At 68.5% G+C, this 17870-nt stretch carries 15 protein-coding genes; 10 read left to right on the top strand and 5 right to left on the bottom strand.

Features of this window, described 5'->3' with window-relative positions; all coding sequences use genetic code 11:
* Positions 1-78: 78 nt before the first annotated feature.
* Both PV789_RS04610 and PV789_RS04615 read left to right on the top strand, forming a co-directional pair.
* Positions 79-1110, top strand: a complete 1032-nt coding sequence (locus PV789_RS04610) for a hypothetical protein (protein ID WP_274976280.1) — start codon at positions 79-81, stop codon at positions 1108-1110.
* 155 nt (positions 1111-1265) lie between these two features.
* On the top strand, positions 1266-2558 hold the full coding sequence (locus tag PV789_RS04615) for a DUF6891 domain-containing protein (RefSeq protein WP_274976281.1): 1293 nt from the start codon (positions 1266-1268) through the stop codon (positions 2556-2558).
* Between the two features lie 94 nt (positions 2559-2652).
* Here the strand turns inward: PV789_RS04615 and PV789_RS04620 are convergent, their stop codons facing one another.
* Together PV789_RS04620 and PV789_RS04625 are read right to left on the bottom strand one after the other, a co-directional pair.
* The gene (locus PV789_RS04620) at positions 2653-3156 is read right to left on the bottom strand and encodes a DUF3995 domain-containing protein (protein WP_274976282.1); all 504 of its coding nucleotides are present in this window, start codon (positions 3154-3156) and stop codon (positions 2653-2655) included.
* A 94-nt stretch (positions 3157-3250) separates the two neighbouring features.
* Positions 3251-5251, bottom strand: coding sequence for a serine/threonine-protein kinase (locus PV789_RS04625; protein ID WP_274976283.1), 2001 nt, complete (start codon positions 5249-5251; stop codon positions 3251-3253).
* 828 nt (positions 5252-6079) lie between these two features.
* Between PV789_RS04625 and PV789_RS04630 the strand changes: the two genes are divergently transcribed.
* Genes PV789_RS04630 through PV789_RS04645 form a run of 4 tightly spaced genes read left to right on the top strand, consistent with a single transcriptional unit; the run spans position 6080 to position 11041 of the window.
* On the top strand, positions 6080-8410 hold the full coding sequence (locus tag PV789_RS04630) for a type IV secretion system protein (RefSeq protein ID WP_274976284.1): 2331 nt from the start codon (positions 6080-6082) through the stop codon (positions 8408-8410).
* A 19-nt stretch (positions 8411-8429) separates the two neighbouring features.
* A complete protein-coding gene (locus PV789_RS04635; protein ID WP_274976285.1) occupies positions 8430-9107 on the top strand; it encodes a hypothetical protein in 678 nt (225 codons plus the stop codon).
* A 4-nt stretch (positions 9108-9111) separates the two neighbouring features.
* Positions 9112-10290, top strand: a complete 1179-nt coding sequence (locus tag PV789_RS04640; RefSeq protein WP_274976286.1) for a C40 family peptidase — start codon at positions 9112-9114, stop codon at positions 10288-10290.
* Entirely contained in the window at positions 10283-11041 is a 759-nt protein-coding gene (locus PV789_RS04645; RefSeq protein ID WP_274976287.1) for a hypothetical protein, read from the top strand. Before PV789_RS04640 ends, PV789_RS04645 begins: the two co-directional genes overlap by 8 nt.
* 78 nt (positions 11042-11119) lie before the next feature.
* Here PV789_RS04645 and PV789_RS04650 read toward each other — a convergent pair whose 3' ends face one another.
* Positions 11120-11671 (bottom strand): thymidine kinase, encoded by a 552-nt coding sequence (locus tag PV789_RS04650; RefSeq protein ID WP_013151206.1) that lies wholly within the window; start codon positions 11669-11671, stop codon positions 11120-11122.
* A 521-nt stretch (positions 11672-12192) separates the two neighbouring features.
* On the opposite strand from PV789_RS04650, the gene PV789_RS04655 reads away from it, so the two are divergent.
* Positions 12193-13140: an ion transporter gene (locus PV789_RS04655; protein ID WP_274976288.1), complete on the top strand. Its 948-nt coding sequence runs from the start codon at positions 12193-12195 to the stop codon at positions 13138-13140.
* A gap of 102 nt (positions 13141-13242) precedes the next feature.
* On the opposite strand, the gene PV789_RS04660 is transcribed toward PV789_RS04655, so the two are convergent.
* Complete coding sequence (locus tag PV789_RS04660; protein ID WP_274976289.1) at positions 13243-13497, bottom strand: DUF397 domain-containing protein; 255 nt, start codon at positions 13495-13497, stop codon at positions 13243-13245.
* Positions 13494-14357, bottom strand: coding sequence for a DUF5753 domain-containing protein (locus tag PV789_RS04665; protein WP_274976290.1), 864 nt, complete (start codon positions 14355-14357; stop codon positions 13494-13496). Before PV789_RS04665 ends, PV789_RS04660 begins: the two co-directional genes overlap by 4 nt.
* A 224-nt stretch (positions 14358-14581) precedes the next feature.
* On the opposite strand from PV789_RS04665, the gene PV789_RS04670 reads away from it, so the two are divergent.
* The 3 genes from PV789_RS04670 to PV789_RS04680 all read left to right on the top strand — a co-directional run bounded on the left by PV789_RS04670 (position 14582) and on the right by PV789_RS04680 (position 17759).
* Positions 14582-15133, top strand: coding sequence for an ATP-binding protein (locus PV789_RS04670; RefSeq protein WP_274976291.1), 552 nt, complete (start codon positions 14582-14584; stop codon positions 15131-15133).
* A gap of 114 nt (positions 15134-15247) precedes the next feature.
* Complete coding sequence (locus PV789_RS29800) at positions 15248-15859, top strand: hypothetical protein (RefSeq protein WP_368045815.1); 612 nt, start codon at positions 15248-15250, stop codon at positions 15857-15859.
* A gap of 397 nt (positions 15860-16256) precedes the next feature.
* Positions 16257-17759, top strand: coding sequence for a hypothetical protein (locus PV789_RS04680; protein ID WP_274976292.1), 1503 nt, complete (start codon positions 16257-16259; stop codon positions 17757-17759).
* Positions 17760-17870: the final 111 nt, after the last annotated feature.

Genomic DNA, 17870 nt, shown 5'->3' on the forward strand with positions numbered 1-17870 from the left:
CCCTGTCGGGTTCCGCCCCGGGTGCCCGACCTCCCCAGCCCCGGCATTCCGACCCCCACCGCTCACGAGGGACCGCCCATGCGTGAGGACGCCATCCGGCCGCGACCTGTCATCGACCCCGCCCTGCCCGCCCGCCAGCGCCTGGAGGCCCTTCCGGGGGCGCAGCCCCCGGGGCCCCCGCCCAGAGGCGGCGGGCCCCCCGAGGCCCGCCCGCCGCGGCTGTCCGACAGCGGCGTCCACCTGCTCGGCGTCGGGTTCACCACCACCCTGGCCCTGATCACCGCGGGCTGGTACCTGGGCATGGTGATCGCCAGCGTCAGCCTCGTCGCCTACGTCGCCGCCCTGGCCTTCCGACGCGACGCCCACCCCGCCGTGCGGGCCGCGGGCGCCGCGGCGGGAGCGGGCACACTGGTCGCCGCACCGGCCTGGCTGATGGACGTCGTACCCCAGGACCCCTCCCCGGGCATCCCCTGGGTGGTCTTCGGGGTGCTCGTCGCCGTGGTCACCGCCGACACCCTCACCTCGCGGGTGCGCCGGACCGACCGGGAGCGGCACCGGGAGCGGGTGGTGCTGCCCGACGACGTCAGCGAGGGCGACCACGCCCTGCTGGTGGAGGTGCAGCGCACGATCGACCTGGTGCGCGGGGCCCGGGCCGAACTCGGCGGTGAGTCCCTGGACACCGACCGGGCACTGACCGTCCTGCACGAACAGGAGTGGCGCATCGCCTCGCTCCTAGCCCGGCAGCGCGAACTGCGCCGCTCCCACCAGCGACGCTGGCAGCGGGCGGTCTCACCCCGCGTCAGGGAGGCGCTCAAGCCCCAGCGCGAGCACCTGCACGCCGTCGAGGAGGCCGTGCGCGCCCGGGTCGCCCAGATCACCGAGTACGGACGCCTGGTCGAGCAGGCCGTCGCGGCCCACCGGGAGTGGGAGCAGTGCCAGGAGGCGGTGGACTCGACCGCGGAGTACACCGAGCACCTGGCCGCGGCGGGCTTCCTGGGCGCACGGGCCGCGGACGTCGCCGAGCTCGCCGCCACCGCCGCCCTCGCCCGGCAGGTCCGCGACGAGCGCGTCAGTCGCCTGGCCGGGTACGACCTGGTCGCCCACGGGTGAGCGCCCGCGGGCATCGCGTCCGGGGGGCTCGGGGCTGCGGCCGCCGGCCGCCGCGGCACCGGTTGTGACCAGCGTCGCGGTAGTTGTCCGGATGCGGACAGTGGTGACTTCGGCAATCGTCCCCAAACACCTCCCGCGTCTGACACATTGGGCGAATGAGTGAAGTCAGGGAGAGCGTCCACCCCCTCACCTCCGCCAAGGAGACGGTGGCGGTCGGGGTCGCCTCGGGCCGGGACGGGTTCGTCGAACTCCTCCGGGACGCCCGCCGGAGCCTGCTCGACACGCTGGAGGACGGCGACCCCGGAGCGCGGGAGGTCCGCGAGGCCTCCGCCCAGCTCCACGACCACGTGGACCGGGCCCTGGCCGAGCACGTCCAGCGCCAGCGCCGCTGGCCCGCCCGCACCGACGGCGAGCGCCTCACACGCGCCTTCCGCGCCCTGGACGAGTCCGGCGTCATCGCCCGCGAGGAGTTCACCTGCTGCGAGCGCTGCGCCAGGACCGCCCTGGAGGGCGAACTCGCCGCCCGCAACTCCCGGCCCGCCGACACCCCCGCGCGCGGGTACGCCTTCTACCACGACCAGGACGCCGCGCACGCGGTCGCGGGGTCCTCGCTCACCATCGGCTTCGGGGCCAGCCACCCGATCCGCCGCGCGGCCGTCGGCGAGGAGGTCGCCGAGGCCCTGCGCGCCCACGGGCTCACGGTCGAGTGGGACGGCGACCCCGACCGCAAGCTCCACGTCGGCATGGACTGGAACCGCCGCCGCTTCGGCCGCGGAGCCGCCTTCCCAGGGCCCGCCGTGGACGGCGAGCCCATGGTCCACGTGTCCTTCAACAACCCGGGGCCCTACGAGGTCCCCGACTGGGTCTCCCACTACCAGGGCCGCGTGAGCGTCCGCGAACTGTCGCGGATGGTCCTGCCCTGGCTGCCGCGCTTCTTCGTCGCCACGCTGAGCAGCGACCGGGGCCACAGCATCGCCCTCGAACGCGACTTCGACCTCCTGCGCGTCCGGCACGGACCGGCGCTGTCCCGCGAACGCGTGGAGGAACCCCTCAGCCGCTGGGTGGTGGGCGCCGTCTGGCCGCGCGAGGAGGCCCGCTCCGCCCACACCGGGCTGCTGGAGGTCCACTACGCGGACGCCGCCGAGGAGGGCCTCGGCTTCATGGACTACGCCGAACCCCTGGAGACGGCCGCCGCGCGCCTGGTCGTCCACCGCCTCACCCCGATCAAGGGCACGTTCGCGGTCTTCAGCGCTCCCGGCGGCGCCGTCGTGCAGATGGTATGGGAGAGCGGCCCCCGGCTGTGGATGGAGACCCCCTCGCCCTCCGAGGCGGTGTCGCGGGGCCGCCACGTCACCCTCTCCGAGGCGGAGGAGACGGTGCGCGTCCTGGCGGAGGAGGGGCGCGTCATCCTGGGGGAGCTGGGAGAGCTGAAGGTCACCCACTGGTGAGCGGTCCGGGGCGGCGCAGGGACCGGTCGGCCCCACGCTCGCGACCGGTTCCCGCGGTGGTCCCCGGCGCTGACCGGTGTTCCGCGGCGCGCCCTCAGGAGTCGCCGCTGCCCGCTGCGCGCGTTCGCGCGAACCCCAGCGCGGCCAGACCGAAGACGAGTCCGCCGACCAGGAACCAGGGGTTCCACAGCAGCAGCGTCCACATCCGCTGTTCCGGGCTGACGGCGATCTCCCGGCCCGCGGGGTCGGCCAGCAGCATCACCTCGACGGTGACGGCGCGCAGCAGCAGCACGGCGCAGACGCACCAGCCCAGGGTCCTGACCAACCGCCCCGTCGGGCCGGTGGGACGCGGTCTGGAGAGGAGCCAGCCCAGCGCGCCGCCGACGAGGCACAGCAGCCCTACGCCCCACAGGCCCACCGCCACGAACCAACCGGGGCGTTCCGCGGCCACGGGGCCCGCCGAGACGTCCAGGCCCCAGTTGCCGCCCAGCGCCCAGTAGAGGTGGAGCACGGCGAAGGCGACCGCCCAGGCGCACGCGACGCGCCCCCACAGCCCCGACGCCGCCCTGTCCCCCCGGTCCCGTGGTTTCTCGTGCATAGCGAGCAGCATGCCACCGCCTCGGCGCTCCGGCGCCCACGGCGCCGTCAGAACCCCGGCCCCCGGGGCCTGCGCGAAGGCGCCGGGGGCGACGTCAGCGGAAGCCCGCCCCGAACCCGAAGTAGGCCCGGGCCCCCGCCGGAACCAGCAGCAGGCCCGCGACCGCCAGGTTCACCAGCAGCACCAGCACGTAGACCGGCAGTTGTTCGGGGGCGTAGACCACCACCGTGAACATGTTGAGCACCAAGACCACCGCCGCCGCCATCTGCAGGAGCACGACGCCCCCGTAGACCAGCCGCGACCGGCTCATCAGGGCGGGCGCCGCGACCGTCGACAGCAGACCCCAGACGTAGAGCTGGGCCATGGAGGCCCCGTTCACCTCGGTCCCGCCGGTGGACTCCACGGTGTACAGCAACGCGAGGACCAGCAGGTAGAGCCCGTTGAGGACCAGCATCACGGCCGCGGTGACCACGGTCGCGGGCATGCCCCTGCGGGGGCGCTCCCACGGCATCCGGGCGTCGGCGGCCGGGCCGCCGTGCCCGGGGAACATCCCCGGGTGCCCCGGGCCGCCGACCGGCTGGCCGGGAAACGGTCCGGGCAGCGGGCCCCGCCCCGTCGGCGTGCCCGCGGAGGGGAAGGGGAGGGAGAACTGGCCGGTCGCCCCGGGGGGAGGGGCCGGCTGCGGCCCGGCCTGGTGGCCGATCGCGTGCGGCGCCTGCGGGTAGGCACCCGGACCCGCGCCGGGGCCGTGCGCGGCCGTACCGCCGGCGAGGTTCGGACCGGTCTGCCCGCCCGGGAAACCGGGACCGTGGGGACCGGAGGGGAATGCGGGGTTGTGGGGTCCGCCCGCGAACCCGGGGCCGTTGGGGCCGCCCGGGCTGTGGGGCCCGCTCGGGAACGCCGGGGCGCCCGGTCCGCCCTGATGCCCGCCGGGGCCGTTCGGGCCGCTCGCGAATACGGGGCTGTCGGGGCCGCTCGGGGCCGCGTGCCACGGCGGGTGGGGGCCGGAGCCGGGAGCGCCCCGGCCCGGGCCTCCCTGCCCGGGGGCTCCCGGGCCCGTGGCGGGGAACGGCGGCCGATAACCCCCCGAAGGACCGGTGGGCACGGCGCCGCCGGGCCCGCTCCGGGCCTCGCTCCCCGGAGCCTTCCACGACCCGCTGTCCGCGCCCCGGGGGCCGGTGAGGGGCACGGGTCGGCCTCCGGTGCCGGGGGAGTCCTGCGCCCGGGCGCCGAAGCCGCCGTCGTCACTCTGCGCCTGCTTCTCCCGCTCCAGGAGGGCCAGCGCCTCGTCGGGGCCGGGCCGCGCCGACGCGTCCCTGGCCAACAGCGCCGCGATCAGCGCCCGCAGCGGCGCGCTCGCGGGGCTGTGCTCCACGTCGTCCAACGACAGCCGCGGGGGCATCGGCGCGGTCAGCACCGCGCTGATGATCCCCGTGATGCTCTCCCGTTTGAAGGGCGAGCGCCCCTCCAGGAGCGCGTACAGGGTGACGCCCAGGCTCCACAGGTCCGACGCGGGCAGCGCGCGCTTGCCCTCGAACCGCTCCGGCGCCATGTACTCGGGAGAACCGATGTACACGCCGGTCTGGGTGAGGGCGGCGCCGCCGTCGACGTTCGCGATCCCGAAGTCGGTCAGCACGGTCCGGTCGTCGTCGGTGAGCATGATGTTGGCGGGCTTGACGTCGCGGTGGGTGACCCCGCCCGCGTGCACCGCCTTCAGACCGCCGAGCAGCGACCTGGCGGCCTCCTCGACCCGCTCCACCGGCAGCGGACCGTGGTGGTCCAGTTGGTACTGGAGGGACTTGCCGCTGAGCAGCTCCATCACGATCCACGGGCTGTCCTCGTGTTCGAGGACGTCGTGGACCGTCACCACCGCCGTGTCGCTGATCCGTGCGGTGGCCTGGGCCTCGCGCAGCGTGCGGGCGTGCGCCTCGGCGCGGGCCTCAGGGTCCATGCCCTGGGGGAGGAGGACCTCCTTGACGGCCACGTCGCGCTGGAGGGAGGGGTCCCAGGCGCGCCACACGGTGCCCATCCCGCCGGCGCCGAGCCGCTCCCGCAGCTCGTAGCGGCCGACGGAGGAGTGACCGGAGGCGGACATAGGCGCGCATCCCTTCGGGGGGTCGGGAGAGGGGTGACGATGCGCAGGACAATCTATCCGAGAAAAGCCCTACAGCAGCACTTTGTGACACTCGTCCGTGTTTCCTGAACCATTCTCCCTCGATTGCGGACAGTTCCCCACACCCCGGTGCGAGGGTGGCCGGTAGCGGTCACCCGCGCGGTGGGTGCGGCGCGGAGAGGGGGCGGCGGGCACCCGCCCGACGCCGCTGTCCGGGCCCTCGCGGAACCGCGTCCACGACGGCTCCGAGTCGGGCGGGTCCAACGCGGTGGTCGGCAGGGGAACGAGGGGCTGTCCGGACGGGGAGGGACTGGTGAGTCGGAAGGGGGCAGGGCGATGCCGTTGTGGACCTAGGTCAGGTTTCGGTCCTGCGGCAATGCGGACTCGGGGTTCCACCGAAGGCAGTTCTGGCATCGGGTGTCAGTCCGTTTGATGGCCCGATGTCCGCTTTTGGCGGCGAAACTGGATGTGACGCCCCTCATAGTGCAGAAGTGGCTAGGAAATTGTGGCCTTGTGGTTTCCGGGTGTTTCGGAAGACCGTTCACGCCCACTACCTGCGTAAACGTTGACAGAGGCGGTCTTTGTCCTCCAAGGTCTGGCCGCATCGGGGGAGAGAAGGGGAAAACCCGACGCGTTGCGACCGTTCCCCGACCCGGTGATGACGCACCATAGAGGATGGGGTAGAGACATGCGGGGGCCTTGCGGTCGCGCACGACCGCGTGCGGTGTGCACGTGTGTACGTGCGCGTCGACGGGGCCCCGGTGTCTGCGAACATCGCCTTCGGCCGAACCACGACGCAGGAGCCAGCAGATGACGCATCAGCACGTCCGACGGCGGGGATGGCGACGCCTCCTGATGACGTTCCTCATGCTGACCGGTCTCGTCGTGCTGCCCCTCAGCGGGGCGCAGGCGAACCCGCTGTGCCCGGGCGAGCCCGCGCCGCTGCCGGAGTCGGCGGGGAGCGGTTCCGACGGCCTGCTCGTGCCCCCGCAGTCGCAGTCCTCCATCGAGGGCTCCACGGACGGCCTGCCGCCCGACGCCAGCATGTACGGCCAGTACGGCACCGCCGGACAGCAGTGGCACATGATCACGGAGTCCTGCGTCGACGGGATCAGCAACGGCGCGCAGGCGACTCTGGCCAACACGGCCTGGGACCTGTCCAAGACCATCAACCAGTCGACGATCACGGTGTACCAGGCCGCGACCTCCGACGGCCTCCTCGCCAGCTTCAACGAACTCGTCGAGAACGTGGTCGTCACGCTGAGGGAGGGCATCTGGCGCCCGCTGATCCCCACCGTCGTCATCCTCGGCGCCCTGTGGTTGGGCTGGTTCGGGCTCATCCGCAAGAGGATGACGCTCACGATCGAGTCCAGTATCTGGATGATCGCGGCGACGGCTCTGGGGCTGTGGATCCTCGTCAACCCGGCCCAGATCATGGGTATGGCGAGTGGCCTGGTGAACTCCGGCAGTCAGCTGGTGACCAGTACGGTCGGGCAGATTCCCTACGGGGGAGGGTCGGGGACCTGCCCCTCAGGGGCGGAGCCTCCGGAGCGCGCTGACTGGGAGTCCGAAGCTGACTTCCAGGTCAGGCGCAACGCGGACATGCTGTGGTCCAGTCTCGTTTGCCAGCCCTGGGTCGCGGGGCAGTTCGGCAACGGAGACATCGCCGAATCAGCTGCGCACGTCCACGGAACCGAACTCATCGCAGCCCAGGCGATTAGCCGTATTGAGCAGCAGCAGATCGTTGACGAGGAGGCCAATGCCAACGAACTCGTCACGGAGAAGCAGGAATCCTACGAGGCGATCGCCGCTGACGTGCAGGAGTTCTACCCCAGCGTCTATCCCCTTTTCGCGGGCGATGACCAGGGAAGTCGCCTGGGAGTGGCCACGCTCGCGCTTTTCGCCTCGGTCTTCGCCGGTGGTCTGATCCTCGCGGGCTCTGTGGCGCTCATCGTGCTGAAGATCGGCTTCCTACTCCTCTTCATCCTGGCGCCCGTATTCCTGCTCATCGGTATCCATCCGGGTTACGGGCGCATGGTCCTGCTGCGCTGGGTCGAAATGATGATCGGCTTCCTGCTCAAGCAGATCTTCGTCGTACTCCTGATCTCGCTCCTGGTCATGTGCTACGGCATGGTCATGTCCACCAGCCTCGGCTGGGGACTCCAGATGATCCTGCTGGCCCTCTTCACCGTGGCACTGTTCGTCTACCGCAAACCGTTCGTCTACCTCTTCGCCTCGGTTAACGCGAACACCTTCACCTCGCGCATCGTCAGCGACGCTGCCCGCAGTCAGGCACTTGGTGAGAGCGCGGTGGTTCTGCCGCCGGTTGCCTACCTCAGGGCCCAGAACTGGGGACGGCGTCGGGCAGGCACGATCATCGCGGCGGCCAACGGCGTCCCGGCGGGTTCGGCCGCTGCGGGTACCAGCGATGCCAGGGCTCCGGAGGACACCCCGGGAGAGGTTGGAGAGCCTACGCGGGCACGCGGCACCGCCGGGTACGGAAGGGTCCGCGACAACGCGGCCCCGCCCCTCAACGTCACCAGGAGCGCTCCGGTGGGCGGCGGTGGCGGCACCCGGCCCGCTGGGTCCGCGCGCAGCGGTGACCAGGCACCGAGCCTCTCCGGTAGCAGCGCGGCCTCCGGTGCCATCCCGCCCCGGCCCAGCGGCGGCTACACCGGTACCGGCGACAGCGGCTGGGCCTCCGTGTTCGGTACCGGCTCGGGGGGCCGCGGTGGCTTCGAGCGCCGGGACGGCGGCGGTGGAGGAGGCGGCTCGGTGTTCGGCGGGAGCGCCCCCGCCGCCGGGAGCGGACGCGCCGCGAGTTCCGAGCGGCCCGACCCCAGTACCGGACAGGGCATCTTCGGCGGTCGCGCGGACACCCCGGCCCGGGGCAACCCCAACGCCCGCGCCTCACGCTGGGGTGCTCCGAGGGACCGGCGCGAACGCCCCGCACCCCAGCGTCCCGCCCGTCCCGCGCCCTCCGGCGAGAGCCGGGGGCGAGGCGACGGCGACGGCGGCTGGCTGACCGGTTCCGGCAAGCGCAAGGACAACGCGCCCATCACCCCCTTCTGGGGGGAGAGCAGTTCTTCCACGACGAGGGACCGCAAGCGGGACGTCCCCTTCTGGTTGAACGACGACTGACGAACAAAGGCCCGAAGCGATGCCCAACCCTCTCCCCGAACGCGCCCAGCGGGCTGTCTTCATCGGACTGATCGTCGTGCTGGTTGTGTTCGGGCTCTACCTCAGCCTCGGAGGCTTCGGGGGCGCTGAGGAGGAGGACGCTCCCTCCGCGGCCTCCCCGGAACCCGAAGCCGCCCAGGAGGAGCCGACGGGCGGACCCGGCGGCCCGGACGGGCTGTCCACCGTCGAGCCGAGCCCGATCCCGACCACCGCCGCCGAGGACGTGGACGTCCTCGACTGGTTCCCCTTCACGGAGGCGGAGCTCCAGGCGGCCGGGGCGGCGGCCCGCGCCTTCGCCGAGGCCTACGGGACCATCGACTACACCCAGTCCCCCGAGTCCTACTACGCCTCGATGGAGGAGCTGGCCACCCCCGAGTTCGCCGGGGTTCTGGCCGAGACCAGCAGGGTCGGCGCCTTCTGGAGCCAGATGTCCGAGGCCGGGGCCGTCGCCGAGGGGCGGGCCCAGATCGATTCGGTACGGACCTTCGGCGCCGACTCGGTCACCTTCGTCGTGACGGCGCAGTCCATCACCGAGACGGGGAGCGCCGAGTTCGACGAGAACCTCGGTGAGTTCGCCGTCACCGTGGTGCGCAGCGGCGGCTCCTGGAGGGTCTTCGACTTCCAGCCCGCCGATGCCGGGCAGTTCGGAGAGGAATGACCCCGTGATCTCCCTTTTCACCCGCAGGCTCTCTGACAGGGGCGCCGCGGGCCTGTGGTTCGGCGCCATCGTCGCCATCGCGGTCGCCCTGACGACCATGTTCGCGATGCTGGTGATCCCCGTGATCACCAACACCACACAGCAGATCGGCTCCATGATGGCGAACGGCCTGGTCTGCGGCCCGGACGCGGACGCCGAGCAGCCGGACGCGAGCGGCTACGCCATGAACTCCATCCCGGAGAACTACCTGCGGATCTACACGGAGGTCGGGGAGGATCGCGGGATCCCGTGGAACATCCTGGCGGGTGTGGGCCAGGTGGAGTCCCACCACGGGCGCTGGGAGGGCCCGGGGATCACCGAGGGGCACAACGACTGGGGTGCGGCCGGACCGATGCAGTTCGGTTCCCTGGATGGCTCCGCGGCGGGCAACAGCTGGGGCGGCGAGCCCGTGCAGCCGGTGGACGAGCGCCCGGAGCAGGGGTACGGCGTCGACGGAAACGACGACGGCATCGTCAGCGTCTACGACCCCGCCGACGCGATCCCGGCCGCCGCCGACTACCTCATCGCCCACGGTCTGAAGGAGGATGTCCGTCAGGCCATCTACGGCTACAACCACGCCTGGTGGTACGTGGACGACGTGCTGGAGTGGGCAGAGCAGTACGCGGAGGGGGCGTACGACACGTCGGGCTCCATCGAGACCGCGGTCGCCTGCCAGCTCGACGCGCAGGGCGCCCCGATCGGAAGCGCTCCGGACGAGCTGACCCAGGCCGTGGTCGACTGGGCCCTGGCCCAGCGCGGGAAGCCCTACATCTGGGGAGGTATCGGGCCGGTCGGGTTCGACTGCTCCGGTCTGATGCAGAAGGCCTACGAGAGCATCGGCGTCACCATTCCGAGGATCTCCCAGGACCAGTGGGGTTTCGGCCCCGAGGTTTCACCGGGAGAGGAGCAGCCCGGTGACCTGGTGTTCTTCCATGTGAGTCGGGCGGGGGAGCCCCCCGGACCGGGACACGTGGGAATGGTGATCGGTGACGGGCTGATGGTCGAGGCCTGGTGCACCAACTGTGGGCCGATCGCGGTGCGCGAGTACGATGACCCCAATCGTGCGGATGTCATGGGTTTCACCCGTCCGCTTGAGCACCCGGACGTGCAGGCCCAGTTGGAGGCGCAGGGCAGTCGTGGTTGACCAGAAGGCACCGCCGAGCAAACAGGGGCTGCACGGGTGGAAGGCCGCCGCTGCGGTTTTCGGATGCGGAACCCTGGCGGCCTTCGGAGTCTTCGGTGTTGTTGTCGCTCTACTCGGGACATTCCTCTCTACCCTGACATCAGGGTTCAGCCAGGAGGAACAAACCCCTGGCGGCGCTGGTTCCGTTGCTGCTCAGCCGACTGCGCCGCGAGAGGAGTTCCTGGCAGACAGGTTCGATCTCTGTGAAATTGTTGATTCGATCTCCGCGATCCAACTCAGCCTGACCTCGGGATCCGAGGAACCGAAAGACGCGTCCATAGACGGTGGTCCTTCGGCAGAGGGCGATCTGGTCCGCTCGGGTTCGTGTGGTGGGGTCGTCCGGCCTGATGCGACGTACTCGGTTCCCTGGGAGTTCGAATTCACTTACCGTGCCGTCATCTACTCTCCCGAAGGAAATCGAGACGAATTGGCTCAGGCAGATCTGGAAGCCTGGGCCGACGAAATCGAGTCCTCCGGGCACACCATCGAGGAGAGCGGACCCTACTCTATGGTCGATGAAGCCCTATACTTCTACGGCGTCCCGGAGAATGGAGAGGGAAACTTCTATACCGTGGTCGCCAGGAAAAGAAGTGGGGTCTTCATGGTGAACATGACTGCGGAGGACGGTGCGTCGGCAGCGGAGTTCTCGCACGAGGTGATGAAAATGGAGACCCGTTTGGACAACGACCTCGGCACGATGATCCCGCAGTGAAGCGACAGGGCGGAGCCTGGCGGTTTTCCTGCTGCTACGGCGCCCGGACGGCCGTGGGCGTCCGCGGCTGCGGGATGGTCAGGCGACTCCGGCCATGAAGTGGTGGCGGCACAGGGTCGCGTACGACTCGTTGCCACCGATGTGCACCTGCTCGCCTTCGTAGATCATGACCCCGTCCACCACGCGCGCGTTGTGGGTGGCGCGGCCGCCGCACCAGCAGCGCGCGGACACCGGTAGGACCTCGATCTTGTCGGCGAGTTCCACCAGGCGCTTCGAGCCGGGGAACAGCTGCCCCTGGAAGTCGGTGAGGATCCCGTAGCAGTACACGTCGATCCGCATCCCGTCCACCACCCCCGCGAGCTGCCCCACCTGCTTGTAGGACAGGAACTGGGCCTCGTCGCAGATGACGTAGGGGGCCTTGCGGTCGGCGATGTCGTCGTACAGGTCCAGGTCGTCGCCCACCTCCACGGCGGGGGACTCCAGGCCCAGGCGGGACGAGATGATGCCCGCTCCGGCGCGGTCCTGCTTCGTGTACAGCACCCCTTCGCCGCCGCGTGAGTGGTGCTCCTGGAGGGCCATCGTGCTCTTGCCCGAGTTCATCGAACCTGTGAAGTACTTCAGCTCCGCCATGTCTCTTCCTGGGTCGCGGGCGCTGGCGCTGTCGACGGCTCGGGCTCGTCACCGTGTCGGGCTTCCTGCCGTGGCCAGCAGTGAACATACCAGTGACGTGCAGGACCTCCCGAACCAACGCCCATCCGCCCGCGCACCCTCGCACGCCTCTTCTCCCTCCTCCTCACGGCCCCCCTCGCGCCTCTCATCGGGAAGGCCCTTCCGCTCAGGAGGAGTACCTCCAACGGGCGCGGTGTTTCCGGTCTCACCGGCTTCGGTCATTGATCGGACCGAAAGCCGTGATGTGGGATACGGCACTTGGCATTTCCTCTTCCGGCACCTTCTCGGCGACCGCCCGAACCAGTGAGGGTGTGCCTTCCGTGAAGCGTGGGCACGGGGTGGGGCGGCTGCTGCTGTGAGCGTGAAGGTGTGTGTGGCTGGCCAAAGGCGGGTGCGCTGCACAGAACCGAGCCCGGTTCGATATATTTGAATACTCCATGTCCGAATCACTCGGAAGTGGAATTGCGGAGGGGGAATCGGCATTGCGGCGTGCTCAGATCACCAGACTGGTGGAGAGTCAGTGGTTCTCCAACATCATGCTCGCGGTGATTCTGGTCAATGCCGTGATTTTGGGTTGGATGACTTATGGGGGTTCTGCCCTTCCGTATCTGGTGATCATCGAGTACGTCGTCGTCGGCGTGTTCGTCGTCGAGATGGCCCTCAAGATCCACGCCTGGCGGGGACGGTTCTTCCGGAGCGCCTGGAACTGGTTCGACTTCCTGGTGGTGCTGGTCTCGGTGATTCCGGCCACCGGCCCGTTCGCCGTGCTCCGCATCCTGCGGGTGCTGCGAATCCTGCGGGTGATCACCGCGGTTCCGCAGATGCGGCAGATCATCACCGCGCTGTTCAAGGCCATGCCGGGGGTGGGGACGGTGATCGGCCTGCTCCTGGTGGTCATCTACACCTCCGCGATCATCGCCCACCAGCTGTTCGGTGAGGCCGTGCCCGAGTTCTTCGACAACCTGGGCACGTCGCTGTACACGATGTTCCTGCTGATGACGACGGAGGGCTGGCCGGACGTCTCGGACGCGGTGCTGGCGGAGCACCCGACGGCCTGGATCTTCTTCGTCTGCTACATCGTGCTGACCGCGTTCATCATGCTGAACCTGGTCATCGCGGTGATCGTCACGTCCTTGGAACAGGAGATCAGCGAGGCCCGCTGGGCCGAGGACCAGGAACTGGAGGAGGTCCAGCACGAGGCGGTCATGAACCGGCTGTTGGAACTCGGGCAGCAGGTCGAACGCCTGGACCGCATGCTGCGCGAGCGCGACCCGGCCCCCGGCGCTGACGGCCTTCCAGGGAACGTTCAGACGGATCAGGCCACCCAGGCAGCCCAGGCCGTCCAGACGGTCCAGCCCGGGGAACCTGCCGAGCCCATCAGGCGAGGGAACGGGGACGCGGCGCAGCCGCCGCCTTCCGCCTCCCTGTAGCGAAACACCCGGAGGCCCAGGGGCGGGCTTCCGGGTGTCTGCGTGCCTGTGTCACGCCTTGTGGGTCAGGGGCGGCGGGGAGGACGGGAGGGTGTGGGGTACCTACAGCTTCCGGCCGCGAGCGGCGTCGAGGAAGGTGGTCCACTCGGGGGCGGGGAAGGGGAGGTGCCCGGCGTCCGGGTGCTTGGAGTCGCGGATGGCGGCGCCGCAGGGGAGGTCGCCGACCTCCACGCAGTCCACACCCTGCCCGCTGTATGTGCTCTTCCGGAAGTCGGCAGGGACGTGCGCGACCTCGACACAGTTGACACCTCGACCGCTGTAGCTGCTCTTGTAGAAGGACAGGCTGTCGGCTCTCATCGGTGGTTCTCCAGTCTCCTGATGTGATTGTGGATGATGTTGGCGGACTCCAGGGCGCTGACAGCTGAGCCCTGTATATCCCCAAAAGTGGCGATATACATCTCTACATCATCGTTTTCTTCGAGGTAGAGGGCATCAGACAGAGTCTCGATGCAGACGATGGGCGTATCCAGAGGGCTTGGGAAGTCCAGGATCATGAAAGAAGCGGTGAAACCAGCATGTGTTCCTTTGTCGAGCGGAAGTACCTGGATATCGATGTTCGGAAGCTGGGCCATGTACATCAGGTGCTTCATCTGAGCCAGCATCCCGCTGCGTCCCCCAACCGGGCGTAGGAACGCAGCTTCATCAATGACGGCACGAAGGTGCACAGGGTTGAGTCTGACCAGGATCTCTCGGCGAGCCATCCGTGCCTCGACATGCCGTTCAATCTCCTTGGGATCTGTGTAGCGGGCACCTCGGAAGATGTCAGCTGTGTACTCGGGTACCTGTAGCAACCCTGGGATGGCCTGGACGTCATAGGACCTAAGAACCGATGCTTCTGTTTCGAAGTCCGGCAGCGTCTCGTTCTTGAAGACGTCCTTGTACTTGGACCACCAACCTCGCATGCGGGCGTCCTTGGCGAGCGCTTGCATGGATGAACGCTTCTCGGGGCTGGTGATGCCGTACAAGTCCATCAAAGCATCCAGGTCATCAGTATTTATCCGTTTTGATGTCTTTGTTTCCATTTTGGTGATTTTGGGAGAGCTCCAGCCAAGCTCCTTGGCGGCTCTGGCTGCGGTGTAGCCAGCGGCTTGTCGTGCGTTGCGGAGTTCGGTAGCGAGGCGGCGAAGGCGCAAGGAAGGGCTTCGGGGATCTTGCATGCTGTGAGCCTAATTAGTTACTCGTAGGTAGGATTCGAGAAGCGCTTGCATAACTCGAATGATAACGGTTAGCTTGAGGGTGTAGTCACCGAGGGATCACACAGGGTTCCTGTCGGTCAGGCTACGACCTGCCCGTGCCGCGCATCACGTCAACCGTGAGACTCCTTCGACGGGTACCGCGAAACCCCTGCTCATGACCTGCCATGCCAAGGAGTGTGTTCGTCATGCCCGCGAAAGCCCCGCTGCCCATGCCCGCGCTGGGTGAGGCCACGGTCCCGCTGACCAGCTTCATCCGGCCCGCGCACCGCCACTACTTCTCCAGCCAGCCCGAGCGGCCCAACTACCGGCTGCGCCGCTACGACTTCGCGGGGACCCCATCCGTGATGCCCCTAGTCCGGGCGTTCCTGGACACCTGCGCCGCCGCGAAGTCCGCCGACTACCGCTACCTCTTCACCCTGCTGGGCAGCGAACTCGCCAACAACAGCATCCGCCACAGCCTCTCCGGCCGTCCCGGCGGCACCTACACCCTTCTCGTCCACCGCCACCGCGCCGGGCTGCACCTGTCCTGCCGTGACCGGGGCGGCCTGAGGGAGAAGGACGCCTGCCTGCAACCCCGGGCGAACGGGCTGGACCTGAACGCCGAATCCGGTCGGGGCCTGGCCATGGTCAACGCCTTCGCCTCCGAGTGGGGCGACAACGGCAACGCCCACTTCCGCACGGTGTGGTTCTACCTGGCCTACGACCTCACCGGAAGCCAGTGGGAATCCAGCAACTGAGCCCGCATCGACTGACCTGAGACGCAAGACGGGCCCAGGAGAGCGCACCACCGCTTTTCCCGGGCCCTGAATCCCCAGAAACCAAACCAGTCATAAGCAAGGAAAGAGGATCTGATGCAGAACCCTATCCCCTCGCCGCGCCCCTCCGAAGGCGTTCGGCCCATGCCGCGCCCGCTCCCGCGCCGCACCCCGCTCGTCGGCCCGGTCTGCCCGACCTGCGAGCACCCCTCCTGCCGGACCCGCCGCGCCCAGCAGCTTCCGCGCCTGGGCGGCCACCGCGCCGAGTTCGCCCACGAGCACGCCCAGGCCGCCGCTGTTCAGGCCCGCCACCGCGACCTGACGATCTGGTGGGGCGAGGCCACCCAGTCCTTCTGGATCGCCGGTCCGGCCGGGCTGACCGAGGCCGCCGACATTGACGCCCTCCTCCTCGCCCTGTGGCCGCACGGCACTCCGCGCAGTACCTCGCAATCCGCGCCGGATACCGACCCGCCCGCCGCCCGGCCCTGGGCCCGACCGGCCATGGGTCCCGCTCCGGCCTCCACCCCCGCGCCCATAACCACCCTCGCCTCCAAGCCCATAACCACCCTCGCCTCCAAGCCCATAACCACCCTCGTCCCGGGGCTCACGACCGCTCCCTCCTGCGCACCTGCCTCCGCCAGGATCCGCAGGGACCCCCGCACCGGACGCCGCGCCTTCGGCCGCCCGCGTGCTTCCACACCCGCCTGACCGGTCACGGGTCCCCGCTGCTGCTTCCAGCGGTACGGGAGCGGCAGCGGGGACCCGGCCGTCAGACCTCCAGGATCTCCAGAGACGGCAGGGCTTCTACGATGGCGACCGTTTCCATGCTCACCGTGACGATGTGCCCGAGGAGGCCGATGATGTGGCAGGAATTCTCGGAGGTCCCCTTGCCGATGCCGTATGCCTTGATTCGCTGGTCGCGGGCGTGTGAGGCTAAGTTGTCGAAGGCCGCCTCTACGGCCTCGTCCTGGTTTCGCGTAGTTCCTTATTCCTTGTGCGGGGTGTGTTCAGGCTCGACCTCCACATCGAATGCAAGCCTGGCTGTCCCCCACCCGAGCAGGCTGTCGGCGATCTCGTTCAAGCCCATTAAAGAAGGTACGGAAGCTTGAGAAATAACAAGACAACCTCGTTTCTTGTGGTGCTCATCGTGCCACTGCTGGTCTCGTGTTCCGTGTTCCCTGGCTGGGGGGAACCCGAGATTGACCACGTCGTCCTCGCTGATCCTGCCGACCCCCTTGAGGTTCCGGCGAATGTGGGTTCTGTGGGCTGGACGTGGAGTTCTCCGGAGGGGACAAGCGTCAGGCACGTCAGCCCCACGTCATACGGGTTGTCCGTGTACGTCTCCGACGGGGTGATCGGTGTGAGTGGAGAAACTGGGGAGGAGCTGTGGAGATATCGGCGCCTGGGTGAGAAGGCGACAAGCATGAATATCACCCCGGACGGCGAAACCGTCGTTGTGTCGTACAGCGCCCACGAAAAAGAGACCGAGGGTGAGGAGGAGCCACCTCCCATCCATGAGGTCGTGCTTCTTGATGCTTCCACTGGTGAGATCAGGGGAGGTCAAGTCGTAGAGTTCGCCCACATGCCTTTCGATGGCTCTGGGCCTTCTTCTTACGCGTCAGGGAATGAAAAACTAGGTGTGTTGTCCAACGATTCTCGGATCATCTACCGAGATCATGAGTCAGGAGGAGGGGAGGTTGTTTCCCTGGGGTTAGGCAACGATGAAGAACTCTGGTCTGTATCTCCAGGGCAGAGGGGAGGGGGTGAAGAAAGATATTTCGTCGCAAGGAATTCTGTGTTCTCCAGGGGTGTACTGATAGTTTCCAGTAGCTTTGTGGACGAGAGTGTCCTGGAGCCTGGAGGGCTCAGTGGGGTGAAGGATCACACGCTTGCCCTGATCGGGCTTGACATAGAAACCGGGTCTGAGCTGTGGCGGCATGAAGTCGAAGTTAATGCGGGCATCGATCTTACTCCGTTTGATTTCGGAGTCGAGCCTAATTCGGGTATGGTTGCGGCTGCTGCCAGAGGAAGCGACTACCAAGAAGAATGGTTGCTGGATCCGGTGACCGGAGAAGTCCTCGCGGATGCGGATTTCTTCACTGGTGAGAGTGGCACGGCGTTCGGAATCCTTGAGGAAGCCATCGTAAGCGTGCGCAGCACCTCCGAGGGGGGAGGGTCCGGAAGTCTCGAGGAGCTTGAGGAGAGGGAGTACGAGCACGAGTACTCCTATTCCGACCTGTCCGGCGAAGTCCAACACTCCGTAACCGTTCCCGCTTCGGAACCCCTGGACCGCTCGCGCGGCAGCTTCACTCTGGCGCTGGAGGAATCAATCGCATGGCTCGACGTCAACGAGAGGAATACGGACGAGCTGTCGTGGAATCCAGCACAGTTGGTGGTCACTGATTGGGACAGCGGGGAATCGCGCGTCATCGATCTGGGGGTCGAAGTACAGAGGCGGCCGGACAACGACGGACCACGAGGTGTTGTTCCGGCGTTGGGCCCCCCGCCGGAATCCATGCTCCTCGCCCCTGGTGCCCTGGTGATCACAGAGGACCCGAGCAAGGAGGAGTACGAGTCCCCCCGTCGTCTTGTCGGTCTTGTCCCCTGACTGAGGCCGGGGCTGGTGGTGGCCGGGCCGATCACCGGTGCTCTCCGGCCGGGCGCGGCTTCCCGCGTATCGGCTGGCCTCCGCTCTTCCACGTCTGTCTCCCGGAACTGC

Source organism: Nocardiopsis camelliae (assembly GCF_028993595.1).
In the GTDB taxonomy this organism is placed as follows: Bacteria; Actinomycetota; Actinomycetes; order Streptosporangiales; family Streptosporangiaceae; genus Nocardiopsis; species Nocardiopsis dassonvillei.